The 25,002-nt window shown below is 71.9% G+C and carries 19 protein-coding genes; 9 read left to right on the top strand and 10 right to left on the bottom strand.

The window, feature by feature from the left end:
- Nucleotides 1–24: 24 nt before the first annotated feature.
- The gene (gene tgt, locus NBW76_RS09400) at nucleotides 25–1,281 is read left to right on the top strand and encodes a tRNA guanosine(34) transglycosylase Tgt (RefSeq protein WP_056555822.1); all 1,257 of its coding nucleotides are present in this window, start codon (nucleotides 25–27) and stop codon (nucleotides 1,279–1,281) included.
- Nucleotides 1,282–1,293: 12 nt separating this feature from the next.
- On the opposite strand, the gene NBW76_RS09395 is transcribed toward tgt, so the two are convergent.
- Complete coding sequence (locus tag NBW76_RS09395) at nucleotides 1,294–2,016, bottom strand: queuosine precursor transporter (protein WP_055965915.1); 723 nt, start codon at nucleotides 2,014–2,016, stop codon at nucleotides 1,294–1,296.
- Between NBW76_RS09395 and NBW76_RS09390 the strand changes: the two genes are divergently transcribed.
- Nucleotides 2,015–3,313 (top strand): geranylgeranyl reductase family protein, encoded by a 1,299-nt coding sequence (locus NBW76_RS09390; protein ID WP_304438622.1) that lies wholly within the window; start codon nucleotides 2,015–2,017, stop codon nucleotides 3,311–3,313. The two genes, NBW76_RS09395 and NBW76_RS09390, sit on opposite strands and share 2 nt — an antisense overlap.
- Before the next feature lie 12 nt (nucleotides 3,314–3,325).
- Here the strand turns inward: NBW76_RS09390 and NBW76_RS09385 are convergent, their stop codons facing one another.
- Nucleotides 3,326–3,829: a hypothetical protein gene (locus NBW76_RS09385; protein WP_055965913.1), complete on the bottom strand. Its 504-nt coding sequence runs from the start codon at nucleotides 3,827–3,829 to the stop codon at nucleotides 3,326–3,328.
- A gap of 198 nt (nucleotides 3,830–4,027) precedes the next feature.
- On the opposite strand from NBW76_RS09385, the gene NBW76_RS09380 reads away from it, so the two are divergent.
- Nucleotides 4,028–4,972 carry an RNA polymerase sigma factor RpoD/SigA gene (locus NBW76_RS09380; protein WP_055965911.1) on the top strand — a complete coding sequence of 315 codons (945 nt, stop codon included), beginning with the start codon at nucleotides 4,028–4,030 and terminating at the stop codon, nucleotides 4,970–4,972.
- Between the two features lie 117 nt (nucleotides 4,973–5,089).
- Here the strand turns inward: NBW76_RS09380 and coaE are convergent, their stop codons facing one another.
- Together coaE and NBW76_RS09370 are read right to left on the bottom strand one after the other, a co-directional pair.
- Nucleotides 5,090–5,680, bottom strand: a complete 591-nt coding sequence (coaE, locus tag NBW76_RS09375; protein ID WP_056555719.1) for a dephospho-CoA kinase — start codon at nucleotides 5,678–5,680, stop codon at nucleotides 5,090–5,092.
- Nucleotides 5,681–5,697: 17 nt separating this feature from the next.
- Nucleotides 5,698–6,459, bottom strand: coding sequence for an SH3 domain-containing protein (locus NBW76_RS09370; protein ID WP_055965908.1), 762 nt, complete (start codon nucleotides 6,457–6,459; stop codon nucleotides 5,698–5,700).
- A gap of 288 nt (nucleotides 6,460–6,747) precedes the next feature.
- Between NBW76_RS09370 and NBW76_RS09365 the strand changes: the two genes are divergently transcribed.
- Entirely contained in the window at nucleotides 6,748–8,055 is a 1,308-nt protein-coding gene (locus tag NBW76_RS09365; protein WP_082482006.1) for a class I adenylate-forming enzyme family protein, read from the top strand.
- 37 nt (nucleotides 8,056–8,092) lie between these two features.
- Here the strand turns inward: NBW76_RS09365 and NBW76_RS09360 are convergent, their stop codons facing one another.
- Entirely contained in the window at nucleotides 8,093–9,046 is a 954-nt protein-coding gene (locus NBW76_RS09360; RefSeq protein ID WP_056555716.1) for a GlxA family transcriptional regulator, read from the bottom strand.
- A gap of 93 nt (nucleotides 9,047–9,139) precedes the next feature.
- Here NBW76_RS09360 and NBW76_RS09355 point away from each other — a divergent pair, with 93 nt between their 5' ends.
- The gene (locus NBW76_RS09355) at nucleotides 9,140–9,289 is read left to right on the top strand and encodes a hypothetical protein (RefSeq protein ID WP_156364841.1); all 150 of its coding nucleotides are present in this window, start codon (nucleotides 9,140–9,142) and stop codon (nucleotides 9,287–9,289) included.
- 92 nt (nucleotides 9,290–9,381) lie between these two features.
- Here the strand turns inward: NBW76_RS09355 and rpsA are convergent, their stop codons facing one another.
- The 3 genes from rpsA to NBW76_RS09340 form a co-directional block, all read right to left on the bottom strand.
- Nucleotides 9,382–10,827: a 30S ribosomal protein S1 gene (gene rpsA / locus NBW76_RS09350; RefSeq protein ID WP_055965904.1), complete on the bottom strand. Its 1,446-nt coding sequence runs from the start codon at nucleotides 10,825–10,827 to the stop codon at nucleotides 9,382–9,384.
- Nucleotides 10,828–11,036: 209 nt separating this feature from the next.
- Nucleotides 11,037–12,302, bottom strand: coding sequence for a M18 family aminopeptidase (locus NBW76_RS09345; protein ID WP_056555713.1), 1,266 nt, complete (start codon nucleotides 12,300–12,302; stop codon nucleotides 11,037–11,039).
- Nucleotides 12,303–12,415: 113 nt separating this feature from the next.
- Nucleotides 12,416–13,408, bottom strand: coding sequence for a DUF3068 domain-containing protein (locus NBW76_RS09340; protein WP_055965900.1), 993 nt, complete (start codon nucleotides 13,406–13,408; stop codon nucleotides 12,416–12,418).
- Nucleotides 13,409–13,541: 133 nt separating this feature from the next.
- Between NBW76_RS09340 and NBW76_RS09335 the strand changes: the two genes are divergently transcribed.
- Genes NBW76_RS09335 through NBW76_RS09320 form a run of 4 tightly spaced genes read left to right on the top strand, consistent with a single transcriptional unit; the run spans nucleotide 13,542 to nucleotide 20,272 of the window.
- Nucleotides 13,542–15,308: a hypothetical protein gene (locus tag NBW76_RS09335; protein ID WP_156364840.1), complete on the top strand. Its 1,767-nt coding sequence runs from the start codon at nucleotides 13,542–13,544 to the stop codon at nucleotides 15,306–15,308.
- Nucleotides 15,305–17,287 (top strand): hypothetical protein, encoded by a 1,983-nt coding sequence (locus tag NBW76_RS09330; RefSeq protein ID WP_056555708.1) that lies wholly within the window; start codon nucleotides 15,305–15,307, stop codon nucleotides 17,285–17,287. The genes NBW76_RS09335 and NBW76_RS09330 overlap by 4 nt, the downstream gene beginning before the upstream one ends.
- Complete coding sequence (locus NBW76_RS09325) at nucleotides 17,284–19,110, top strand: hypothetical protein (protein ID WP_056555706.1); 1,827 nt, start codon at nucleotides 17,284–17,286, stop codon at nucleotides 19,108–19,110. Before NBW76_RS09330 ends, NBW76_RS09325 begins: the two co-directional genes overlap by 4 nt.
- Nucleotides 19,103–20,272, top strand: a complete 1,170-nt coding sequence (locus NBW76_RS09320; RefSeq protein ID WP_255353830.1) for an acyltransferase — start codon at nucleotides 19,103–19,105, stop codon at nucleotides 20,270–20,272. Before NBW76_RS09325 ends, NBW76_RS09320 begins: the two co-directional genes overlap by 8 nt.
- On the opposite strand, the gene NBW76_RS09315 is transcribed toward NBW76_RS09320, so the two are convergent.
- Nucleotides 20,173–24,183 (bottom strand): alpha-(1->3)-arabinofuranosyltransferase family protein, encoded by a 4,011-nt coding sequence (locus NBW76_RS09315; protein ID WP_162239225.1) that lies wholly within the window; start codon nucleotides 24,181–24,183, stop codon nucleotides 20,173–20,175. The genes NBW76_RS09320 and NBW76_RS09315 overlap by 100 nt on opposite strands.
- On the bottom strand, nucleotides 24,180–24,911 hold the full coding sequence (locus tag NBW76_RS09310; RefSeq protein WP_235493025.1) for a class I SAM-dependent methyltransferase: 732 nt from the start codon (nucleotides 24,909–24,911) through the stop codon (nucleotides 24,180–24,182). The genes NBW76_RS09315 and NBW76_RS09310 overlap by 4 nt, the downstream gene beginning before the upstream one ends.
- Nucleotides 24,912–25,002 lie beyond the last annotated feature (91 nt).

The raw sequence follows: 25,002 nt of genomic DNA, 5'->3' as shown, positions 1-25,002 counted from the left end.
GATGAGGCGGTGACCGACGGACCCATGACGACCCCATCCTTCTTCGAGGTCGAGGCCCGACTCGACGGGCGGGCCGGACGCACCGGCACCATCACGACCGCCCACGGCGCCATCCGGACACCGGCCTTCGTCCCCGTGGGCACCAAGGCCACGGTCAAGGCGGTCCTGCCGGAGGCGATGGCCGAGCTGGGCGCGCAGGCGCTGCTCGCGAACGCCTACCACCTCTACCTCCAGCCCGGCGACGACGTCGTGGAGGCCGCCGGCGGACTCGGCCGCTTCATGGGCTGGGACGGCCCCACCTTCACCGACTCCGGCGGGTTCCAGGTGATGAGCCTCGGCTCCGGCTATCGCAAGACCCTGTCGATGGACGCGTCCACGGACGCCGCCGACGTGATCGCCACGGACAAGGACCGCCTGGCGCACGTCGACGAGGAGGGCGTCACGTTCCGCAGTCACCTCGACGGATCCACGCACCGCTTCACGCCCGAGGTGTCGATGGGCATCCAGCACCGCCTGGGCGCCGACATCATCTTCGCCTTCGACGAGCTCACGACCCTGCTCGACTCCCGGACCTACCAGGAGGAGGCCCTCGCCCGCACGCACGCCTGGGCGGCCCGGTGCCTGGCCGAGCACGGCCGACTCGCGGCCGAACGCGCGTCTCGGCCCGGCCCCTCCGGCGGCCCCGGGCCCGGCACCCCCGCCCCGGCCCTGTTCGGCGTCGTCCAGGGTGCCCAGCACGAGGACCTGCGCCGCCGTGCGGCCCGCGACCTCGCCGCCCTGGAGGTCGACGGCACCCGCTTCGACGGCTTCGGCATCGGCGGCGCCATCGAGAAGGAGAACCTCGCGACCATCGTCGGATGGGTCACCGACGAGCTGCCCGAGGACCGGCCCCGACACCTGCTGGGCATCGGCGAGCCGGACGACCTGTTCGCGGCGGTCGAGGCAGGGGCGGACACCTTCGACTGCGTGGGCCCGTCCAGGGTGGCGCGGTCGTCGCGCGTGTACACCGCCGACGGACGCGAGAACCTGCTGGTCGCCGCGTCACGGCGTCGCTTCGAGCCCATCGAGGACGGCTGCGACTGCTACACCTGCGCGCACTACACCCGCGCCTACCTGCATCACCTGTTCAAGGCCAAGGAGTACGTGGCGGCCACGCTCACCACGATCCACAACGAGCGCTACGTCGTGCGGCTGGTCGACCGGATGCGCGGCGCCATCGAGGACGGCACGTTCGACGACCTGCGCGACGAGACGCTCGGCCGCATCGCGGCGTCGCGCTGAACCGACCGGCCGTCAGTACGTCGGCTCGGCCGCCTTCAGCCGCGCGATGACCGTCACGGTGACCGGCATGACGAGCAGCTCGACCGCGCACTTGAACAGCACGCCCACGACGAAGTAGTTCAGGAAGCCGCCGAACCCGGTGATGCCGATGGCCGACGCGGCGATGGCGCAGAACAGGAACGTGTCGACCAGCTCGCCGACGCCGGTCGACGACGCCAGCCGCACGACGAGCGCGCGTTCTGCGGTGCGGGCCTTCATGCGGGTGAGCACCCAGGCGTTCGTGAGCTGCCCGCAGACGTAGCCGACCACGCTGGCCAGGACGATCTGGCCGACCGGGCCCAGCACCGCCTCGTACGCGTCCTGGTTGGCGTAGAACGATGCGCCCGGGATCCGCTGGACGACCGCGAACGTCAGGACGGCCAGGACCGCGCACGCGAAGCCCACCAGCACGGCCCGGCGGGCTGCCCGGAAGCCGTACACCTCGGCCACGACGTCGCCCAGGACGTAGGCCAGGGGGAACAGCACGGCTCCACCGTCCACGAGCAGGGGCCAGACCTGGACCGGGCCGAGGCTGAACGAGCCCGTGCCGATCTCGATGGGCTTGGCGGCCACGATGTTCGAGACCACGATGATCGTGCAGAACAGCGCGAGCACCACGGCGTAGTACGACGAGCCCGACGACGCGAAGCGGACTGTGCCGGGGCCCGCGGACGGAGCGGACGACGGTGAGGCCATGCGCGCCATCCTGGCACGGGGTGGGATGATCGGGGGCATGACCCTGCCCGAGCGCACCGACGTCCTCGTGGTCGGCGCGGGGCCGGCCGGAGCCGCTGCCGCCGCCTGGTCCGCACGGGCCGGCGCCGACGTCGTGCTGGCCGACGCCGCCACCTTCCCGCGCGACAAGACGTGCGGTGACGGACTCACCCCCCGGGCGATCGCCGAGCTCGACCGGCTGGGCCTGGGCACGTGGACGCGCTCCTTCGGCACCAACCGGGGCCTGCGGGCCGCCGGCTTCGGCCAGGAGCTGCTGCTGCCCTGGCCCGGTGGCTCGCTGCCCGACCACGGCTCGGCGGTCCCCCGGACCCAGCTCGACGCGCGGATCCGCGACGTCGCGCTGGCCGACGGCGCCCGCCCCCTCGACCACGCGCGCGCGGTCGACGCCGAGCGCGACAGCTCGGGTCGGGTCACGGGCGTCGTGTTCGCCGTGGGACCGGACAAGCAGCGCCACGTGGTCCGGTGCGACCGGCTCGTCGTGGCCGACGGCGTCCGCTCCCCCCTGGGCAAGGTGCTGGGCCGTGAGTGGCACCGCGACACCGCCTACGGTGTCGCCGGCCGGTCGTACGTGAAGTCCGGCCGCGCCGACGACCCCTGGATCTCCTCGCACCTCGAGCTGCGTGACGAGGACTCCTCACTCCTGCCCGGGTACGGGTGGATCTTCCCGCTCGGCACCGCCGGCGAGGGCGGCGAGGTGAACCTCGGCGTCGGCGCCCTGGCCACGGCCAAGCGACCCGCGGCGCTGCAGATCCGACCGCTCATGCAGTACTACGCCGAGCTGCGACGTGACGAGTGGGAGCTCGGCCCCGAGCTGCGGATGCCGACGTCGGCGCTGCTGCCCATGGGCGGCGCGGTCTCCGGCGTGGCCGGACCCAACTGGATCCTGGTCGGCGACGCCGCCGGGTGCGTCAACCCGCTCAACGGCGAGGGCATCGACTACGGCCTCGAGACCGGCCGGGTGGGGGCGGAGCTGATGACCTCGGGGGCCGACCTCTCGACGGCCTGGCCCGAGCTCCTCGTCGGCCACTACGGCGAGGCGTTCTCCATCGCACGGCGCCTCGCGGGGCTCATCACGGTCCCGCGCCTGCTGCCCACGCTCGGCCCGCTGGGCATGCGGTCCCACACGCTCATGACGATCGCTCTGCGGGTCATGGGCAACCTCGTCACCGACGAGGACCGTGACCTCACTGCGCGGGTGTGGCGCTGGGCGGGACGGCGGTCGGTCGCCCTGGACGACCGACCACCGTTCACCGCCTGACCACCGGTCGGCTCAGGCCGCCGGCGGGTCGTTCTTCTTGTTGACCTCGGGAAGCTTCTCGCCGGAGTCCTTGAACGCGAGCGCCGTGAACACGGTGAGCGCGATGGCGGCGATGAAGAGCAGCCAGCCGGACCAGCCGGGACCGACGCTGACGCTGACGCTGCCGAAGCTGCCGCCGCCGTCGGCGGTGAGGGCACGCAGGATCACGAGCAAGGTGCCGAGACCAGCGGCTGCGAGGGCCACGAGTCGCCACGGCACGGTGTCCGGCAGGCTCTGCGCGGCGAAGGCCTTGATCGCCACGACCGCGACCGCGACGAGGATGAGCAGCATGCCGAGGGTCGCCCAGCTGTTCCAGGCGTTCACCCCGCTCGACGTGTCGACGGAGATCGGCAGGTCGTCGCCACCGTCCACGGAAGCCACGACGTACGCCCCGAAGAAGGAGAAGAGGAGCGCGAGCACCCCGGCGACGAGTGCACCTTGATCGTTGCGGGAGAGCGCCTTGAAGTCGGCTGCCATGGGTAGACCTTTCATGCTGAGAATTGGGTAAGGACAACCTAGCCGTCCGCGCGCCTCCCGCGCACCACCCCGTGCCGGACCGACCGCCGTGCTGGGACTGAGACCCCGGCCAACACCTGCCAAGAAGACCCTGAGAGCGGAATCAGAGGGCGATCCGGTGCGTTGCACTGGTACAGACACGATGGGAGGCGTATTCAGATGACGTCAACGAGGCACGAGAGCGCCGAGGGCAAGGACAGCGTCGGCATGTACCTGGCCGAGATCGCCCGGACGCCGCTGCTGGACGCCGCCCGCGAGGTCGAGCTCAGCCGGAGCATCGAGGCCGGGCTGTACGCCCAGCACCTGCTCGACGAGGGACGCGTCGGCCGCGCCAAGGGCGGTGCGCCCAAGCGCGCTACCCGCGAGGAGCTGGAGTTCATCGCCGCCGAGGGCGAGCGTGCGCAGCAGGAGTTCGTGCAGGCCAACCTGCGTCTGGTCGTCTCCATCGCCCGCAAGTACGGGCGCTCGGCCATGCCGATGCTCGACCTGGTGCAGGAGGGCAACACCGGCCTGATCCGCGCGGTCGAGAAGTTCGACTACGCCAAGGGCTTCAAGTTCTCCACCTACGCCACGTGGTGGGTGCGTCAGGCGATCACCCGAGGCATCGCGCAGCAGGCACGCGTCGTGCGGCTGCCCGTGCACGTGGTCGAGGAGCTGAACCAGGTCACGGCTGCTCGCCGCACGCTGGAGCGGACCCTCGGCTACGACCCGGAGCCGCAGGAGATCGCCGAGGAGCTCGGCATGGACGTCGACCGCGTGATCGACCTGCTGTCCTGGGGTCGCGACCACGTGAGCCTCGACACCCCGGTCGACGACGACGGCGACACCTCGCTGGGTGACCTCATCGCCCGCGACACGTCGCCCGGTCCCGACCTGGCGGTGCTCGACGACGAGACCAAGCACCTGATCAGCACGCTGATCGACCACCTCGGTCCGCGCGAGGCCGACATCGTGCGAGCCCGCTACGGCCTGCTCGACGGCCGTCAGCAGAAGCTCGCCGACATCGGCAAGCGCCACGGCATCTCCGCCGAGCGGGTCCGCCAGCTCGAGCGCCAGGCGCTCGTGACGCTGCGCAAGATCGCCGACCCCGACCTGGCGGCCTGACACGCTCAGGGACCGCCACCCCACGCGAAGCCGCCCTGCCTCCCCCGACAGGGCGGCTTCGTCATGTGCGGACGGTCGCGGAGACGGGCGTGAGCCTCGCACCGTGCCGGACGCGGGTCAGCCGGCGAGGCGTTCCCAGAGGGCGTCGACGACGTCGAGGAGCTGCTCGCGGGTCCCGCTGTTGTCGAGCACCTCGTCCGCGACGGCGAGGCGTTCCTCCCGCGACGTCTGGGCAGCCAGACGGGCCCGGGCGTCGGCCTCGGTCATCCCGCGCTGCTCGACGAGCCGCTCGACCTGGACGTCGGTCGGGACGTCGACCACGACCACCGTGTCGCACTGCCCGGCCATCCCCATCTCCACGAGGAGGGGGTGGTCGTGCACCACGACCGACTCTGCGGGAGCCTGGGCGATCCGCGCGGCGGCGAGCTCGCGGATGGCGGGGTGGGTGATGGCCTCGAGGTCGCGCCGGGCCTGCTCGTCGGCGAAGACGACCGACCCCAGGGCCGGCCGGTCCAGCGTCCCGTCCGGGGCGATCACGTCGTCACCGAAGCGCGCGCCGATGGCCGCCAGAGCCGCGGAGCCGGGCTCGACGGCCTCACGCGCCAACAGGTCGTAGTCCACCACCACGGCGCCCAGCTCGGACAGCCGCGCGCTGACGGTGCTCTTGCCCGAGCCGATGCCGCCGGTGAGACCGACCTGGAGCGTCATGCGTGCACGAGCCGGGCTCAGCCGGTGGCGGCGTTGCCGTAGGTCGTGACGTGCACGTGGTCGAAGTGGTTGGCCGTGTCGCCACCGCGGCTGCTCATGCCCCGCCAGCTGTTCGACGTGGCCGGACGCCAGATGCGCTGCTCCCAGATGAGGTACTCGATGCCGAGCTCGGCCCGGTTCTCCTGCAGGAACGCGGCGATCTGGTCGCCCAGCGGACCGCGCACCATGATGTCGAGAGCGTGGCCGGTGGCGTGCTCGCCTCGGCCGGCGATCGCGCCGTACGACGAGATCTCCGGGAACTTGGCGCACACGGCCCGGAACACCTTGACGGTGTCGGGCTGCATGCCGCTCTCGGAGAGCTTGGGGCACGGCTCGGTGCCGAGCGGGAGGTCGTCGGCGATCTTCTTCGTGCTGACCCAGCGCGGAAGCCCCTTGTAGACGACCTCGCTCCAGCCGTCCTTCTTCTCGCCGGTGACGTCCAGGACGTCGCCCTGGTCGACCTTCTTGAGCACCGGGGAGTCGGAGTCGGCGTCGGCGTGGATCGTCACGCCGTCCTCGAGGGCGACCTTCTGGCCGGTCACGTCGACCGCGACCGTGTCCTCGTCGGGCAGCTCGGGACGCTCGGCGCTGCGGTTGACCTCGGGGGTGTCGGCGAGCGCCTCGGTGATGATGTCGTCGGCCGGGGCGGCGACGCTGGCCGAGGCCGGCGCGACCTCGGCGTCGGAGGACACCACGGCGACCGCGGCACCGAGCACCGCGAGGGCGCCGACGGTGGGCATGGCGACCTTGATGACCTGACGGCGCCAGGGGGACGGCGCCGAGTGCCGGCTGCTGTGTCGAGCGGGGGCGGTGGAGCGGGGAGCGGGGGACGTGGTTCCGCGTCCGGCACGCCGCGGGACGGCGTGCTTGTGGCGCGAAGAAGCCACAGACGATCACCTTCAGACGGAGGGGGGACAAGACCGATCAACCACTGAAGCATACTTTGTGCCTGAGTTCACGCACTCGTGACGATCCACACCCGTCGCCCCGCGGGGGCTGTGACCGACCTCTCACGAAGGGAGAGCGACGTGGAGGTGCTGACGGCCGAGCGGAGCCGGCACGACCAGGCCCGCGTGGCCGGCGCGCTCCGGGCGCGTGGGCTGCGCGAGGGTGACCGCCTGGTGCTGCTCTGCCCTGGCGAGCCGGACTACGCGAGCGTCGTGCTCGGAGCCTGCCGGAGCGGCGTCGTGCCGGTGCCGCTCGACCCGCGACTCACCCCGTGGGAGCGGTCGCGCATCCTCGACGACCTCGATGCCGCGCTGGTCGTGGAGAGCGCCGACGAGCTGCACGCCCTGCTCGACGGCGAACCGACGGAGCTCGACGCCGCCCCGCGCTGTCGGCCCATGCACTTCACGTCGGGCACGACCGGCCGACCCAAGGGCGTGTGGTCGGGCCTGCTCGACGCGGGCGACGCGGCGCAGCTGGTGGCCGAGGAGCGCGAGCTGTGGGGGTTCTGCGCCACCGACGTCGACCTCGTGGTGTCGCCGATCTACCACTCCGCTCCCCTGCGCTTCGCCACCGGGACCCTGCTGGCCGGGGGCGGCATCGCGATGCTGCCGCGCTTCGAGCCCGCCGCGTTCCTCGACGCCGTCGAGACGGTGCGCCCGACGACGATGTTCTGCGTCCCGGCGCACCTGCAGCGGTTGCGGCAGCACCTCGACCACACCGGCGGCCACCCCGACCTCTCCTCGTTCCGCCTCGTCGCACACGCCGGGGCCCCCTGCCCCGAGCCGGTCCGCCGGTGGGCGCACGACCGCTTCGGCGTCGACGCGGTCTGGGAGTTCTACGGATCGACCGAGGGACAGTGGACCGCCTGCCGTGCGCAGGAGTGGCGCGAGCACCCCGGCACGGTCGGTCGTGCGCGGCCGGGACGGGTCGTGACGGTCGACGACGAGGGCCTGCTCTGGTGCGTCGTCCCGCCGTGGGGACGCTTCACCTACTGGCGCGACGACGACAAGACGGCCGACGCGTGGCGCGAGACGGCCGCGGGGCCGGCGTTCACCGTCGGCGACCTCGGGCGGGTGGAGGACGGCTACGTGCACCTCGACGCCCGGCGCAGCGACCTCGTGATCAGCGGTGGCGTGAACGTCTACCCGGCCGAGGTCGAGGCCGCGCTGGAGGACGTCCCCGGCGTGGTCGAGGTGGCCGTGTTCGGACGACCCGACGACCGGTGGGGACAGCGTGTGGTGGCGGCCTACGTCGGCGACGTGGACGAGGACGTCCTGCGCGGGCGCGCGACGGAGCGGCTCGCGCCCCCGAAGCGTCCGAAGGAGTACGAGCGGCTCGACGCGCTCCCCCGCACGGCCACGGGCAAGGTGCGGCGCACGGAGCTGTGACCCTGGGCGCCACGACCCTGGGCGCCGCGGTGGTCGGTCAGCCGGCCTCGAGGCACGTGAAGGTCCGGCGGAACTCCTGCGGCGTGGTGCCGAGCGCCTGGGTGAAGTGGTGGCGCAGGGTGGCGGCGTTGCCGAACCCCACGCGGCCGGCGATCTGCTCGATCGACAGCGGCGAGCTCTCGAGCAGCTCCTCGGCCAGGGCGATGCGCTGGCTCGTGAGCCACTGCAGCGGCGTCGTGCCCGTCTCGTCGCGGAACCGTCGCGCGAAGGTGCGCGGCGACATGTGCGCCTGGGCCGCGAGGCGGTCGACGGGCAGCGGCTCGTCGATGTGCTCGAGCGCCCAGGCGAGCACGGGCGACAACGTCTCGGCCTCCACCTGGCCGACGGGGGTGCGCACGAACTGCGCCTGTCCCCCGCTGCGGTGCGGCGGCATGACGATGCGTCGTGCCGCCGTCGCGGCCGTGCGGGCCCCGAACACTCGACGCATCAGGTACAGCGAGGCGTCGATGCCGGCAGCGGAGCCGGCGCCGGTCAGCACGCCGTCGTCGAGCACGTAGAGGACCTCGGGGCGGACCACCGCCTCCGGGAACGCCTCCTGGAGCTCGGCGCCGTAGCGCCAGTGCGTCGTGCACTCCCGCCCGTCCAGGAGCCCGGCCTCGCCGAGCAGCCACGCCCCGGTGCAGTGCGCCGAGACGTAGGCTCCGCGACCGGCCGCGGCACGGACGGCCTCGATGGCCGCCGGGTGGTGGGCCCGGTAGCCGCGCTTGGGGGCGATGCAGACGAGGTCGGCGTCGGCTGCGGCGTCGAGCGACTCCTCGACGAAGAGGTCGTAGCTCGAGCCGCGGACCCGTCCGGGCTCGGGCGTGCACACGGAGAACTCGAACACGGGGTTGTCGTCGTCCGGGTGGTACGGCTCGTTCCACACCTCGCAGATGGAGCCCAGCCCGAACGCCTCCACCCCGTCCTGCACGATGACCGCGACCTTCTTCATGGGACCAGCGTGCCACAGGTGTGGCAGTAAATCGACTGATACTGGCGATGCTGCCACTGGTGGCAGGTTCCCGATGTGGCGAGAATTGCTGCCATGATCATCCTCCTGCTCCTCCTCGCCCTGTCCGCCCTCGTCATCACCCTCGCCGTCCTCGTGTCCTTCGACGGCTACGGCACGCGTCCCCCGCCCCGCAGCCACCACCAGGACGCGTTCGAGCCCGACCAGCACCTGACCGTCCGGTGATGCCGCCACACCCCCGGACACGACGAGACCCCCCGACCTGACGGTCGGGGGGTCTCGTGTGCTGGATCAGCGTCGTTCGGTGGGAGTGTGGATCACTCGCCGCCGGTCAGCTTCTCGCGCAGGGCCTGCAGGGCCTCGTCGGACGCGAGGGAGCCCTCGGTCGTCTCGACCTCGCCACCGGCGGAGTAGTTGCTGACCTCGCCGGCCTCGACGTTGGCCTTCTCGGCCTCCTCGATCTGCTTCTTGTGCGCCTCCCAGCGCTCGTGAGCCTCGGCGTACTGCTTCTCCCACGCGGCGCGGGCCTCGTCGAAGCCCTCCTGCCACTCGCCGGTCTCCGGATCGAAGCCGTCGGGGTAGATGTAGTTGCCCTGCTCGTCGTACGAGGAGGTCATGCCGTACAGCGTCGGGTCGAAGTCGTCGCCCTCGGCCGCCTGCGTCTCGTTCGCCTGCTTGAGCGAGAGCGAGATACGACGACGCTCGAGGTCGATGTCGATGATCTTGACCATGACCGAGTCGCCGATCTGCACGACCTGCTCGGGGATCTCGACGTGACGCTCGGCCAGCTCGGAGATGTGCACGAGGCCCTCGATGCCCTCCTCGACGCGCACGAACGCGCCGAAGGGGACGAGCTTGGTGGCCTTGCCGGGCACGATCTGACCGATCTGGTGGGTCCGGGCGAACTGCTGCCACGGATCCTCCTGCGTCGCCTTGAGCGACAGCGACACGCGCTCGCGCTCGAGGTCGACGTCGAGGACCTCGACGGTGACCTCGTCGCCGACCTGGACGACCTCGTTCGGGTGGTCGATGTGCTTCCAGGACAGCTCGGAGACGTGGACGAGACCGTCGACGCCGCCGAGGTCGACGAACGCACCGAAGTTGACGATGGAGGAGATGACGCCCTTGCGGACCTGCCCCTTCTTGAGCTCGTCGAGGAACTTCTGGCGCACGGCCGACTGGGTCTGCTCGAGCCAGGCACGGCGCGACAGGACCACGTTGTTGCGGTTCTTGTCGAGCTCGATGATCTTCGCCTCGAGCTTCTGGCCGATGTACGGGTCGAGGTCGCGAACGCGACGCATCTCCACGAGCGAGGCGGGCAGGAAGCCACGGAGTCCGATGTCCATGATGAGGCCGCCCTTGACGACCTCGATGACGGTGCCCTCGACGACGCCTTCCTCGGCCTTGATCTTCTCGATGTCGCCCCAGGCGCGCTCGTACTGAGCACGCTTCTTGGACAGGATCAGACGGCCTTCCTTGTCCTCCTTCTGGAGGACGAGGGCCTCGACGCTGTCGCCGACGCTGACGACCTCGTTGGGGTCGACGTCGTGCTTGATGCTCAGCTCGCGCGAGGGGATGACGCCCTCGGTCTTGTAGCCGATGTCGAGGAGGACCTCGTCACGGTCCACCTTGACGATGGTGCCGTCGACGATGTCGCCGTCGTTGAAGTACTTGATGGTCGAGTCGATGGCGGCGAGGAAGTCGGCCTCGCTGCCGATGTCGTTGACCGCAACCTGCGGTGCCGCAGAGGGAGCGATGCTCATAGGTAGATGGACTCCGATGGATGGATGATGTCGGGAACGGCCGGTGGACGGCGCCGCGGAGCCCGCAGGACGGACATGCCGAGGACGCTCCTGCTCGTCCCGAGGAACGCACAGGTCACCAGCGCATCTCTCAGGGTACGCGATCTTCCTCGGCTCCGGGGTGGCGGGGCCCCTGTGACGTCCAGGCCGGTCGCGAGCCGGCCGGACCGTCAGTCGGCGAGCTCGAAGAAGGCCGTGAGGGCCTTCACGTAGTGCTCCACGTCGGCGGCGGCCATCGTCTCCCGCGCCGAGTGCATGGCCAGCTGCGGCGCTCCGAAGTCCACGGTGGAGATGCCGGTGCGGGCGGCGCTGATGGGCCCGATCGTCGACCCGCACGGCAGGTCGGCCCGGTGGACGTACCGCTGCAGCGGGACGCCGACGCTCTCGCAGGCTCGCGCGAACACCGCCGCGCCGGCGGCGTCGGTCGCGTAGCGCAGGTTCTGGTTGACCTTGAGCACGGGCCCTCCCCCGAGCACGACGTGGTGCAGCGGCTCGTGGCGCTCGGCGTGGTTGGGATGCGTCGCGTGCGCCATGTCGCCGGACGCGCAGATCGACCCGGCCACGGCGCGGTGCAGGTCGTCGCGCGCTCCGCCTGCAGCCAGCACGATGCGCTCCAGCACGGTGAGCAGGAGGTCGGAGGCCGCTCCCCGCTCCGATGAGCTGCCGACCTCCTCGTGGTCGAACAGCACGAGCACCGAGCGCTGACCCGGCACCGGGCCGGACCCCGACGCCCCCGAGGTCAGGAAAGCCTCCAGCCCGGCGAAGCAGGTCGCCTGGTTGTCCAGACGTGGGGCGGCGACCAGCCAGCCGTCGGCCCCGACCCGCCCGCTCGGCACCACGTCGGTCGTCATGAGCTCGTGGCCGAGGACGTCCTCGGCCGCGAAGCCCTCCCGCTCCCCCAGCCAGGCCAGGAACGGCCTGCCCCGCTGCGACCACACCGCGTCGAGGTGACGCTGGCGGTCGGGCGCCCCGGCAGCGTCGCGGTCGAGGTGGATCGCCAGGTTGGGCACGCGCAGGACGGGCTCGTCGACGTGGACGAGCCGCTCGGATCCGTCGCGCAGCACGACCCGGCCGGCGACGCCGAGGTCGCGGTCGAGCCACGTCGTGAGCAGCGGTCCTCCGTACGGCTCGAGCGCGAGCACGTCGGTGCCCTCGAACCGGCGGTCGTGGTGCTGCTTGAGGCGCAGGTTCGGGCTGTCGGTGTGGGCACCGACGATGCGGAACGGGTCGGCCGGCCCGGTCGCCGCGGTGTCGTCCCAGGCCACGAGCGAGCCGCCACGCACCACGTACCCGCGTCCGCCCGAGGCGGGCCACGCGTCGCGCTCGTCGGCGCGGGACCAGCCTGCGGCGTCGAGCGCCGCGGCCGCCGTCGCCACGGCATGGAAGGGCGACGGCGAGGCGTCCACGAAGCGGCAGAGGTCGTCGGCGGCAGGCATGGCCTCACCGTATCGAGCCGGTCGCCCGGGCTCGGGACCCCACCACTGCCGTGCACGAACGCCTCCGGCGCGCCACCGGTGAGGGTGGCGCGCCGGAGGCGGTGGTGGCGTGACTACGCCGCCGTGTGCGTGCCGTTCTCCTTGCGCCCGCGGGCGAGGGCGACCGCACCGAGGACGAGCAGCAGCAGTCCCACGAGCCCACCCACGATCGGGAAGGTCGAGTTGACGGCCTTCAGCAGCGTGGCCTTGCCCTTGTACTCGTCGACCGTCTCCTGGATGTAGGCGTCGGTGTAGCCGAGCGTGGCCTTCGTCGTCGTGGCCTTGCGCTCGCCGTCGAGCTCCAGGTAGCCGTCCTGCGACTCCCCACCGCGGATGATGACGCCCGTGACGGGCTCCACGAGGAAGGTGCGGGTGTTGGAGTAGATCCGGTCGGCGACGACCGTGGGCCGGTCCTCGCCGATGAGCGACCCCGGGACCGCGATGGTCCCGGTCTTCGTCGGCTCGATGACCTGCTCGAACTCGTAGACGTCGAGGCCCTTGATGGTGGTCTCGCCCTGGTACGTCGCGGGCGTGGCCTCCTTCAGGGTGCCGTCCCAGAACATGTAGTCCTTCTTCTCCGTCCCGAACGGGAACTTGAAGTAGAGGCCCTTGAACGCACCGCGCGTCTTGGTGCCACCGGACTCGGTGCGCGACTTGGCCCAGTCGACGGTCTCGCCCGTGTGGGCGTCGAAGGCGACCGTGTCCTTCGTGCTGCTCAGCGGCGTCTCGCCGCTGCCGCAGTCGAAGTCGGGCGTGTCGGTGCACGTGAACGTGTCCCACACGGCGACGTCGCGGTTCAGCTCGTCGGACGCCTCCTCGCTCAGCTCGACGTTGCCCTCGACGATGCGCGTGGACTTGAGCGGACCCGTCACGATGGCCGGCCCACCCTCGGCCCCCACGTCGAGGTACTCACCGTCCTCGCCCGACGCGGTCTGCGAGATGCTCGTGGTCTGGTTGTTGTCCGGCACGACCGCGAGGCGGTCGTACATGTAGAACTTGCTCAGACCTGCCAGTACCACCAGGAAGGCGCCCAGCACGAGCGCCACCAGTCCCAGCTTCTTTCCCACAGTGGGGCTCCCTCCGCCGTTGTGATCAGCGGCACGTTACCAGTCCGTAGGGTCACGACTCGCCGCCCGCGCCGGACCCGGGCACGTGGCAGGATCCTCCCTTGTGACCCTGCGCCTCCGACCGCCTTCCGCGGTGACCTCGGCGGCCCTCCTGATCATCCTCGCGCAGCTGGTCGTCCGGGGTGTGTTCGTCTCGCGCAGCTGGTTCCTCGTGGACGACCACATCTTCATGGCCGACATCGCGCGTGGGGAGGACGACCTCGCCTGGTACACCCGGTTGCACCAGGGTCACTTCATGCCGCTGTCCTTCCTGCTGGTGAAGCTCGTCGTCGCCGTCAGTGAGCCGTACGCGTGGTGGCCCGTCGCCGTCGAGATCGTCGTGCTCCAGGCACTCGCGAGCCTGGCCTGCTGGTGGATGCTGCGCACGGTGTTCGGACCGGGGCGCGTCGCGCTGGTGGGCCTGGCCGTCTACGGCACGACCGCTCTCACCGTGCCGGCCCTCATGTGGTGGGCGGTCGCCATCAACCAGTACCCGCACCAGATCGCCTTCTTCGGCGTCGTGACGGCGCACGTCCTGTACGCGCGCACCCGTCGAGTGCGGTGGGTCGCCGTCGCCGGCGTCTTCCTGACGGTCGGCTACCTCTCGTACGCCAAGACGGGACTGGTGGTCGTCACCGTGGCGGCCCTCACGCTGATCTGGCTGGTCGAGGGTCGGCCGTGGGACCGCTTCTGGAGGGCCGTCCGGGACTTCCGGGTCGCCTGGGTGGTCTACGGCGCCCTCAGCGTCGCCTGGCTCGTCGTCTACGTCACCCGGCCGCAGGCGGCGGTGCCGGCGAGGGCGAGCCAGTTCGTCGAGCTCGCACAGGCGCAGCTCTTCGAGGCGCTCCTGCCGACCCTGGTCGGCGGTCCCTTGCGGTGGGTCGACTTCGGGACGGGTCCCGTGCAGTTCGCGGACCCCCCCGTGGTCATGGTGGTCGTGGCCGCGACGCTCGTCGCCGTGGTCCTGCTGCACAGCTGGGGCACCTACGAGCGTTCGCTGCTGGTGCTCTGGCCCGTCGGCCTCTACCTGTTCGCCTCCGCCGTGCTGGTCTACACCGGACGTGCCTACACGATCGGCCTCCTGGGCGGCGAAGGCATCGGCATCCACGTCCAGTACCTCTCCGACGCCGCGCCGCTGCTGCTGCTCGCCGGCGTGTCGCTGGTGCGCAGCCCCGTCGACGTCGCCGACCCGCCGCGCCGACGGCCGGTCCCCCTGGTCGACCTCGTCCCGGCCGTCCCGGTGCGCGCGACGCTCGTCGGTCTCGTCGTGCTCCTGGGACTGATCAGCTCGGCGGTGTACGCCGACGGGTGGCGGACGTTCGACGAACGCACCGTCAACCAGCGGGCCATCGCGGACCTGAGGTCCCACTCCGCGACCCGACTCGCCGACGTGTTCGCCCCGTCCACCGTGGTGGCGCCGGTGCTCGGCGACAAGGCGCTCCTGAGGAACTACTTCGCCCTGCTCGACGACCGGTACACGACCTCCCTCGCCGGAGCCGACCTCCAGACCTTCGACGACGCGGGTCGCCTCCGCCCCGCGGACGTGGTCCCCGTCGAGGGGGCCGTCGCCGCGCCGGCCGTCCGCGGATGTCGTCCCGTGGGCACGACGGGTCGAGACTTCAGGCTGACGCCGCCGACGGTCCTGGGTCCGTGGGTGGCGGTCGACTACGTCTCGGCCCGACCCGGAACGGTGTCCGTGGGTGGGATCGGGGTCACGAGGGTGGGCATCGCGGCACCCGCCGGGCGGCACAGGATCCTGGCGGCCGCACCGCGCCCGCTGGACCGGGTCGTGGTCACCGCGTCGGCCGGGACGTCTCTGTGCGTCACCAGGGTCGAGTACGGACTGGTGGCGCCGTCATGAACGAACCACTGCCCGCGGACCCGGTGGCCCGCCTGCTGGGACGAGCACGCGAGCGCGTCGCAGCCAGCCGTCCGGCTCGCAGTCGCGTGGCACGGCGGCTCCCCCGCGTGGGCACCACCACGTGGCTCGCGGTCGCACTCATCGGCGCTCAGGCGCTGCTGCGGGGCTGGGCGACCTCACGCAGCTGGTTCATGTGGGACGACTACATCTTCATCGCCGACGTCGTTCGGGGGGAGACCGGCCTGGGTTGGCTCTTCCGCAGCCACTTCAGCCTTCTGCAGCCCGTCGGCTTCGCCATGGCTCTGCTCGTCGGAAAGGCCGGCTTCGCGTGGTGGGCCTACGCCACCCACATCCTCCTCATGCAGGTCGCGGCCTCGGTGGCGTGCTGGGTGATGCTGCGGGTGCTGTTCGGCGACCGACGACTCCTGCTGGTGCCGCTGACCTTCTACCTGGCCAGTCCCTTCACCGTGCCCGGCTCGGTCTGGTGGTCCGTGGCCATCTACCAGTACCCCTTCCACATCGGGCTGTTCGGCGCCGTCACCTGCCACGTGGTGTGGCTCCGCAGACGACGCCCGCCCGCACTGCTCGGAACCTTCGCCTTCACGGCGCTCGCCCTGGGCTCCTACATCAAGGCACCTCTGCTGGTTCCCGTGCTGGTCGGCATCTCGCTGCTGTGGTTCACCGCGGGTCCGTGGCGCGAGCGGCTCCGCGATCTCGGGCGGCAGTGGCCCGCCTGGCTCGGCCTCGGCCTCCTGCTCGCGGGCTATGTCGCACTCTGGCTCTCCCGGCAGACCGACGCTCCGCCTCGACAAGCCTGCGAAGCACCTCGACTGGTCGAGACGTCCGTCCTCGAGACCATCGGCAGCGGACTGGCCGGAGGGCCCTGGTCATGGCGCCTGTGGACCGGCGGCATCGACCCGTTCATCGCCGCCTCCGACTGCGCGCCGCTGGCCTACCGTGGCAGCCCTGACCTCGTCGTCGGAGGCGCGCCGCAGTCCCTCGCGACGGCGCCACTCGCGCTCGTGGCCCTGTCGTGGGTCGTGATCGTCCTGCTCGTCGTGCACCGGTGGGCCCGACACCGCAACGCGCTGCTCGTGCTGTGGATCCTGGTTCCCTACGGCCTCGCCTCGGTCGTCCTGGTCTTCGCCGGCCGCGCCGCCACCTTCGGCAGCCAGGTGGGCGCCCGCGAGGTCCGCTACTTCGCCGACCTCGCCGCCGTGGGGGCGTTCGGCATCGCTGCGGCGTTCCTGACGATCCGTGGCGCCCGCACCGGACCCGAGCCGCGCGAGGTGCCTCGCATCACGCTTCCGCTCCCGACGGGCCTCGTGCGCACGCTGGGCGTGCTCTTCGTCGCCGGCTCGCTCGTCTCGACCGTCACCTACGTGCTGCCGTGGCACGCTCGCGACGACGAGACGGCGTTCCCCGAGCGTGCGTTCGTCGCACAGGTCGAGCGTTCACTCGCCCAACGTGAGGGCACGGTCACGGTGGCCGACGTCCCGTTCCCGCCCAAGGTCGCCAACCCGGTCATCGCGCCCTACAACCTTCCCTCGCGGAAGCTGGCTCCTCTGGCACCGAAGCTGCGTGCCGTCACGCAGGGCACGGACCTGGAGGTCCTCGACCAGCAGGGCCGGCTCCGCCCCGCCACCGTCGAGGCCGGCCCGCGAGCCGCCCCGGGCGAGGTCGAGAACTGCGGATACCTGGTCCAGCAGGCCCGGCGCACGATCGAGGTGGCGGAGGTGGTCCCCGGTGGCTTCTGGGTACGACTCGACTACCTCGCGAACGCCGACGGGTTCGTCGACGTCACGGTCGGCGACATGTTCCGACGCGTCGAGGTCGAGTCCGGGCTGCACACGATGCTCTTCCTGAGCGACGGCGACTTCTCCGAGGTCGAGCTGGTCGCCTCCGCGAACCTCAGCGTCTGCATCGACAACGTCCGCGTCGGCTTCGTCACCCCCCGCGGCCAGGAGCCCCCGGCATGAGGCGCCGTCCGTTCGACCGCGAGGAATGGGTGGTCATCGCCTCGCTCGCCCTCGTGCTCGTCGCGCTGCTGTTCCGTCTCTGGGCCGTCACCGGGAGCTGGTTCTACTCCGACGACTTCATCTTCCTCGGTGACACGGCGACCGGGATCGATCGAGGTGGTTGGTACCTGGAGCCCCACAACGTCCACTTCATGCCGTTCAGCCGATGGCTGACGACCCTCGTCGGTCACAGCGGGACCTTCCCGTGGTGGGCGGTCGTCGTCCAGGTCATGACCCTGCAGCTCGCGGCCGCAGGGAGCTGCTGGTGGATGCTCCGGACGCTCTTCGGCGACCGACCCGGCATCCTCCTGCCCCTGGCCCTCTACCTGTTCTCGCCGGCCACCGTCCCCACCACGGTGTGGTGGGCCGCGGCCATCAACCAGCTCCCCCACCAGGTCGCCCTCATGGGTGCGGTGGCGGCACACGTCGGCTACCTGCGGCACCGGACGCCGTCTCGGGCCGTCCTCACGGGCGCATTCCTCGCCCTCGGCTACGCGAGCTACACCAAGTCGGTCCTCATCCCGGTCCTGCTGCTCGTCGTCACGTTCTGCTACTTCGCCTCGAGCCGTCGACTCGTCCCGCGACTCCGCGAGACGGTGGGACGCTACTGGCACGCCTGGCTGGTGACCGGCGGACTCACCGTGACCTACCTGTGGATCTACCTCACGGTCGCGCCGAGCTCGCCTGCTCCCTCACCGTCGGTCGTGCTGGACACCATCGACCTGTCACTCGTCCGATCAGCCGTCCCCTCGCTCCTCGGAGGTCCCTGGTGGTGGACGACTCTCGGCCAGCCCGGTGGCGTGGGCCCCAGGCTCTTCGTCGACACGCCGCTGCTGCTCACCGTGCTGGCCTGGCTCGTCCTGGGCGGCCTGACCGTCTGGCAGGGTCTGCGGCATCGCCGCGCCTGGTGGCCGGTGCTGATCGTCCTCGGCTACGCCGTCCTCGGCGCCGTGATCATCGCGATCGGTCGCGCGACGGCCTTCGGTCCGGAGTCGGCGGCGCTGGAGCTCCGGTACTTCGCGGACCTGGCTGCCGTGGCCGCACTCGGCGTCGGCCTGGCGACCATGCCGGTCCGGGGAGCGCACCAGTCCCTCGAGCCGCGGGAGCCGGCGGTGCTGGTCGTCCCGCTGCGTCGACGCTGGGTCGTCGCCACGGCAGCAGTGGTGCTGGTCTCCGGTCTGGTCAGCTCCGTGCTCTACGTGCGACCGTGGCACGAGGAGGCCACCATGCCGCAGCGGGAGTACCTGGCCACGGTCGAGTCCCAGACGTCGCCGACGACCCCGCGTCAGGTCCTGGACACCGGCGTGCCGGACGTCGTGCTGTGGTCGGCGGCGTTCCCGAAGAACCTCGCGTCCCACGTGCTGGCGCCGCTGGGTGACCGTCTGGACTTCGTCGACCAGGGCGTGGACCTGGAGATGATCGATCCCGCAGGACGGGTCGTCGACGCGGCCGTGGGCGGCGGCCCCAGGAGTCTGCCCGGACCCCGGGAGGGATGCGGGTACCTGATCCAGCCCGGCTCCACCGGTCGGGTGCCCCTGCAGCCCGTGCTCGACTTCCCGTTCATGCTGTCCTTCGGCTACCTCGCCGGCGCCGACCTGGACGTCACGGTCCGCGCAGGGACGGTGACGCGCGAGCTCGATCTCGCCCGGGGAGCCCACACCGCCTTCCTGCCGTCGGCCGGCGCGTTCGACGAGCTCGTCGTCCGCAACGACGGGACCGCCGCCCTGTGCATCGACACCGTGTCGGTCGGCGGCATCGAGCCCTTGGTGGTGCCCGGTGCCTGAGACCACGCGTCGAACCTATCCAGGACTCGACACCGTCCGGGCCATGGCGGCTCTCGCGGTCCTGGCCACCCACACCAGCTTCTGGGCAGGCTTCTACCCCCAGGGTCTGCTCGGGGCGATGACCGCACGGCTCGACATCGGCGTCGCCATCTTCTTCGTGCTCTCGGGCTTCCTCCTGGGCCAGCCGTTCCTCGCCGCCATGGCCGACGGCACCTCCTCGCCGCGCGCGGGACGCTACCTCTGGAAACGCTTCCTGCGGATCGTCCCCCTCTATGTCGTCACCGTGGTCGTGGCGCTCCTCGCACTGCCGGAGAACGACGCCGCCGGGCCGGGCACCTGGATCCGCCAGCTCACCCTCACGCAGGTCTACCCACCCGCCGACCTCGTGGCCGGCCTGACGCACATGTGGAGCCTCTGCGTCGAGGTCGCGTTCTACCTCGCCCTCCCCCTGCTCCTGTGGCCTCTGCACCGCTGGTCCGCCCGTCGTGGCTGGAACCCGAGGGCCGTGCTCCTGGTGCTGGCGGGGGCGGGCCTCGCGTCCTGGTGCTGGCTCGGGCTGGTCGCCCCGCGCGTGGACGGCTCGAACCTCTGGCTCCCGGCGTTCCTCGGCTGGTTCGCCGTGGGGCTCGCGCTCGCGGTCGTGGACCTCGAGCGCCGCACTGCTCCTCGGTTCGCGACCCTCGCAGGACTCGCCGGTCAGCCCGGAGTCTGCTGGACCCTCGCCGCCGCCGCCTTCGCCGTCTCGGCGACGCCGCTGGCGGGGCCGACGCTGCTCGAGCAGCCGACGGCGGGCCAGGCGGTCGTCAAGAGCGTCCTGTACGCCACCGCGTCGGGGCTCCTCGTCCTGCCGTCGGTCCTCGGTCCGACCGACACCCGGTACGCCCGCGCGATGGCCTGGAGGCCACTGCGGCACCTGGGACACATCTCGTACGGCATCTTCTGCCTGCACCTGCTGGTCGTGCACGGCGTGGCCGCCGCCCTCGACCTGCCCCTCTACCAGGGCAACGGCTGGACCCTGTTCGGCCTGACGGTCCTCGGCAGCGTCGTCGCGGCAGAGGTCGCCTACCGGCTGGTGGAGAGGCCCGCGATGCGGCTCAAGGACCGGGGACGCGGCACGACCGTCCCCACGAGCGCGCCCACCGCCAGCAGCACCAGGAGCTGAGGCCACGCCTCTGCCCCGGCCCAGCCGCCCGCCGAGCCCCACGGCGCCAGCACGTACCCCGTCCCCGCCGCCGTCACCGCCAGCGGCGCGACCCAGGTCCCTCGCGCCCGCAGCAGTCCGGTCACGACGGCACCGACGCCGGCCGCGGCCAGCCCCGTCCATCCCCCGAGGAGTCCGACCGACACCACGGTCGCGAGGCCCAGGACCGTCGCGCGCAGGCGCCGCCGTGGTCGCGGTCGCGCCGCGGATCCCGGCGCGCCTCGAGGGCTCGACCGCCACCACCAGAGGACCAGGCCGAGCACGGAGACGGCGCCCAGGGCCAGGCCGAGGCGGTACACCGTGCCGGCGCCGAACGACGCCTGGACGCTTCCCCGGTCCGTGATCCACCCCTGCATCCAGCCGTTGACGGTCACGGCCGTGGCGTCGTCGGCCGTCCAGCCCGGGTTCGCCGTCTGGGGGACGGCGACGAGGCGCTCCGTCCCCTCCCCGAGGTCGTCGACCCGCAGGGTGCCGCTGCCGTTGCGCCCGATGGCGCTCTCGGAGCCGGCAGCGTCGGCACGCGGCCCCTGCGACAGGCGCAGGAGGGTGGGTCGGAAGGCCTCGCTGCCCCGGACCACGATCCGGTTGTCACCCTCCTGCAGCGCGATCGAACCGCCGTCCTCGCACACGGTGGCGGGGAGCTCGGCTCGCGCCGCGACGGCGGCGCGCGACCCTCGGACGGAGGTGGGGTACCGGGCACCGTTCACCCGGAGGTCGGGACCGGAGCCGCACGGGAGGTCGACCGTGGTGGCGGCTCCCTCGGCGGGATCGATCCCGCTGCCGGGCAGTGACACCTCGCTGACGCCGACGGGCAGACCGCTGCCCGATCCGTCGAAACCGAGGGTGGACCGGACGTACACGTCGGTGACCGTCACCTTCACCAGTCGTGCGTCGCCCGGGCGCTCGAGCTCGGCCAGCCCGTCGACGTCGAACCGCACGCGCTGTCGGGCGCCGTCGTCCAGCTCGACCACCCCTCGCCGCGGCGCAGAGGCCGCCAGCGTCGGATCGGTGCGCAACCTGATCCGCGAGACCTCGGCGTCCTCGTCCAGACGCAGGGTGATCGTCGGGTCGCTGTCGCCGAGCGAGGCCACCCAGCCGGTCTGCGGATCACCGTCGACCATCGCCAACGGCCCGGCCGCGGGATCCGACGAGGCCGACGAGCTCGTCGTCGGCTCCACCGGACCGGCGAGGAGCCTCTGGAGGTCCGTGCCGTTCACGGGCAGCACGCTCATGCCCGAGGCGAACACCGCTCCCGCCCCCATCGGCACCACGCGGTCGAGCATCGATGCGTCCTCGCCGCGGCCGTCGCGGCCCGGGACGCACCGGGTGACACCTTCGACGCGCCAGCACGAGGCGTCACCGGGGTCGGCGGTGAGCACCACGTCGGTGGGCGTGCCCCATGCCTTGGGCAGGTCGGGCAGCCGAAGGGGGCGCGACAGCGGAGCACGCGGCACGTCGACCTCGGCGAGGGACAACGGATCGAGGTCCGGTCGGGGCAGCCCGATGCGCAGCGTCCGTGTCGTCCCCGCGTCGATCGAGGCGGGACGACCGGGCCGCAGCCTGAGCGTCTGGACGCCACGGTCGGTGCGGACCTCGACCGTCCTCGGCTCAGCCCCTCTGGGCAGGGTGACCGTCGCGCCCTCCGTGGAGACGGCGCGGCCGTAACGCACCTCCAGCCACCCGTCGAGGTCGCCGGCGGTCCAGGCCGTGCTCGGGTCCCCGTCGAGCGCCGCCCACGGCGCAGCCGTCTGGTCGATCCGACCCTGGGTGACGTCCGAGGCCGACGAGGAGACCGCGACGTCCCGGGCACCTTCGAGCTCGGGCACGGTCTGCCAGGCCTCGTCGTCGCCGGTGACGTAGTCGTGCACGGGCCGCTCGATCCGGTAGGGATCGGTTCGAGCCAGCGAGGCGGAGCGGTTGTCCACGACACGGCCGAACGCCACCTCCTGCCGCCGGTCCGTGTCGGTCAGGACCACCTGCCGCGGGGTGAGGGTGTCGGGGACGTCGCGGGCCATCAGCACGTCGACACCCGTCGGCAGCAGGCCCAACAGCTGTGCCGCAGGACTCCCGACCACGACGGGTGTCGCGTCCGCCTGCTGGCTGCGGGCCGTCGACGCCGAGGTCTCGGCGACCTCGAAGACCTCGACGGCACGGTGGCGTGACTGGCGTCCACCGTTCACGAACACCGTCTCCCCCTCGTCGGTCTCCTGGCTGGCAGGACTGCCGACCCGGGGACCGAACCCGGCCCGTCGTTGCACGCCCGGTGTGGAGGACAAGGTGGAGTAGACCAGCTCCGGATCGGTGGCGCCGGTCGCGGCGAGGTCGTTGCGGACGAGGAGGAACCGGATGCCGGAGCGTCTCAGCAGGTCGGCGAGGGCCGGGGAACCGCGCCCGGAGGCGAAGGCCTCCTCGAGCGCGTCGAGCGAGCGGATGGCTCCCGGCGGCACGAGCGGCACCGCGTTGCGCAGGCTCCAGGGCGTCGTGCCGAGCGCCTGCACCAGCTCGTCCCGCGGCCTGCCCCACAGGTAGTCGCCGAACGCCGAACCCGGCAGGACCAGCGTGTTCTCCCCCGACGTGTTGGCCGTCATCCACCGCGTCGCGTCGTCCCAGTAGCCCGGCACGGAGACGAAGCCACCGGTCCGCGGCAGCTCGGCCGTCCAGGCAGGGGTGGTCGCCGACGCCAGGGAGGCGACTGCGAGGACCGCGACTCCCGAGACACGGAGACCTCGCACCGTGACCGGCTGGGCCCGGGCGACCAGGTGCACGAGGCCCAGGACCAGCGGGATCCTCAGGACGAGGTCGAACTTGTGCGTGTTCCTCAGGGGTGCGAGGGCGCCGTCGAGCCACCCCGCCACCGTCCCGCTCCCCCAGCCGCCGTCGCCCTGGCCTGCCGTCACCAGCACCAGGCCGAGGAGGGTGCCGCCGACGAGCCAGGATCGATGCGGCACGTCGCGACGGGCAAGGCCCCACACGCCGAGCGCGAGCACCAGGGTGCCGTTGAGGATGAGCAGCGGCTCGGTGACCAGCGCGTTGCCGGCGACCTGCGTCCCGTCCAGGTAAGGCAACCAGTTGGTGGTGCCCCGCAACGCGTCGAAGGGGTGAGCCGCGAACGTCGTGGTCGTCGCGCTCTCGATGAAGTCCAGGAAGGGGGGACTCACCCTTCCGAGCAGGAGCAGCGGGATCCACCACCAGGCCGTGGCCACGATCGTCAGCGCCGGCCACCACAGCATGAGAGCTCGGCGCCGAGGGCCCGGATCGGCCAGCAGGACGAGCAGGACGCCCAGGGGCAGGACCGCGGCCGTGGCGGCGGCGTTCACCCCGCCGGTCGCCGCGACCGCGAGGGCCGCCGCCGCGGCCCACCGACGTGGGTCACCGCGCGTCAACCCGATCGCGAGCGCCACGAGGACCCAGGGCGCGGTGGCCATCGGCCACACCTCGACCGAGCTGGGCCCGATGACCGTGAGGATGCGGGGCGACAGCACGTACGCCAGGGCACCGAGCATCTGGGTCCCGTGCGTCCCGATGCCGAGGACCCGCGCCAGCGTGGCGACGCCCCAGAACCCCAGGACGAGCAGGAGGGCCCACCAGGCTCGCTGGACGACCCAGGGTGGTGCCGCCAGCAGGTCGCCGAGCCAGAAGAACGGTCCCATCGGGAACAGGTAGCCGTACGCCTGGTTCTGCACCTGCCCGAACGAGCCGGCCGGGTCCCACAGGCTCAGCGCCCGCTCGAGGAAGCGCCCCGGCGCGAGGGCCAGGTCGATCTTGGTGTCGTTGAGGATCCGGTCCGGGGCCTGCACGAACGCCAGCGCGACGAGCGCTCCCGAGACGGCCACCATGCGCCACCGCTGGACCGCGGTGAGTGGTGTGGTCATCGCCGTCTCAGGACGATCGCGAGGTTCCACGTGACGACCTCGCGCAGCAGCGGGACGCGCAGCACCCCGTAGGCCCATCGCGGGAGGTAACGAGGCTGGAGGGCCACGACCTCGACGTCGTCACGCCCCCGGGCCCAGCGCAGCCCGGCAGCGGCGGTCACGGCGAACAGGGAGGTGCCGAAGACGTTCTTCGGCGGCCGTCCGTGCCGCCTCGTGTAGCGCCGGGCGGCACGACGACCGCCGAGGTAGTGCCACGGCGCCGTCTCGTGACCGCCCCACGGCCCCCACCAGAGCGTGTAGGAGCAGAACACGAGGCCGCCCGGCCGGGTCACACGGACCATCTCGTCGGCCATGAGCCATGGCTGCGGCACGTGCTCGAGCACGTTGGAGGAGTAGGTGACGTCGAAGCTGCCGTCGGCGAACGGCAGCTGCATGCCGCTGCCCAGCACGGTCCCCGGCTCGGGCGCCCCGAGTCCGCTGAGCTCTCCGAGGTCCGCGTCGAGGGGGGTGTAGCGGGCGCCGGCCGCCCGGAACTCCCGGGCGAAGTAGCCCGGTCCTCCTCCCACGTCGAGCACCCACGCACCGTCGAGGTCGGTGTGGTGCGCGACGTGGGCGACGGAGTCGGCGGCGAGTGCCCCGTAGAACCGGTCGGGATCGGTCTGCTCGACGCGGAACGCCTGGAACAGCCTCCAGGATCGTCTCGTCGACGGTCGGAACGGCGCAGGCACCCGGGCACGATAGCCCAGCCCCTGGACCAGCGGCCGAGTACACTCGGGAGACCGCGTGAGGGACGCGGGGCGCCGTTCGGCGTCGTCGAAG

It is taken from the genome of Aeromicrobium sp. Leaf245 (assembly GCF_942548115.1).
Lineage (GTDB): Bacteria > Actinomycetota > Actinomycetes > Propionibacteriales > Nocardioidaceae > Aeromicrobium.
The sequence above is the reverse complement of the archived record's forward strand: the minus strand, read 5'-3'. Positions and strand labels throughout refer to the sequence as shown.

What these genes read in the sequence shown, in the direction of transcription:
- tgt (WP_056555822.1), top strand. Translation starts at nt 25, where the DNA reads ATGACGACCCCATCCTTCTTCGAGGTCGAGGCCCGACTCGACGGGCGG.
- NBW76_RS09390 (WP_304438622.1), top strand. Translation starts at nt 2,015, where the DNA reads ATGCGCGCCATCCTGGCACGGGGTGGGATGATCGGGGGCATGACCCTG.
- NBW76_RS09395 (WP_055965915.1), bottom strand. Translation starts at nt 2,016, where the DNA reads ATGGCCTCACCGTCGTCCGCTCCGTCCGCGGGCCCCGGCACAGTCCGC.
- NBW76_RS09385 (WP_055965913.1), bottom strand. Translation starts at nt 3,829, where the DNA reads ATGGCAGCCGACTTCAAGGCGCTCTCCCGCAACGATCAAGGTGCACTC.
- NBW76_RS09380 (WP_055965911.1), top strand. Translation starts at nt 4,028, where the DNA reads ATGACGTCAACGAGGCACGAGAGCGCCGAGGGCAAGGACAGCGTCGGC.
- coaE (WP_056555719.1), bottom strand. Translation starts at nt 5,680, where the DNA reads ATGACGCTCCAGGTCGGTCTCACCGGCGGCATCGGCTCGGGCAAGAGC.
- NBW76_RS09370 (WP_055965908.1), bottom strand. Translation starts at nt 6,459, where the DNA reads ATGCCCACCGTCGGCGCCCTCGCGGTGCTCGGTGCCGCGGTCGCCGTG.
- NBW76_RS09360 (WP_056555716.1), bottom strand. Translation starts at nt 9,046, where the DNA reads ATGAAGAAGGTCGCGGTCATCGTGCAGGACGGGGTGGAGGCGTTCGGG.
- NBW76_RS09355 (WP_156364841.1), top strand. Translation starts at nt 9,140, where the DNA reads ATGATCATCCTCCTGCTCCTCCTCGCCCTGTCCGCCCTCGTCATCACC.
- rpsA (WP_055965904.1), bottom strand. Translation starts at nt 10,827, where the DNA reads ATGAGCATCGCTCCCTCTGCGGCACCGCAGGTTGCGGTCAACGACATC.
- NBW76_RS09345 (WP_056555713.1), bottom strand. Translation starts at nt 12,302, where the DNA reads ATGCCTGCCGCCGACGACCTCTGCCGCTTCGTGGACGCCTCGCCGTCG.
- NBW76_RS09330 (WP_056555708.1), top strand. Translation starts at nt 15,305, where the DNA reads ATGAACGAACCACTGCCCGCGGACCCGGTGGCCCGCCTGCTGGGACGA.
- NBW76_RS09325 (WP_056555706.1), top strand. Translation starts at nt 17,284, where the DNA reads ATGAGGCGCCGTCCGTTCGACCGCGAGGAATGGGTGGTCATCGCCTCG.
- NBW76_RS09315 (WP_162239225.1), bottom strand. Translation starts at nt 24,183, where the DNA reads ATGACCACACCACTCACCGCGGTCCAGCGGTGGCGCATGGTGGCCGTC.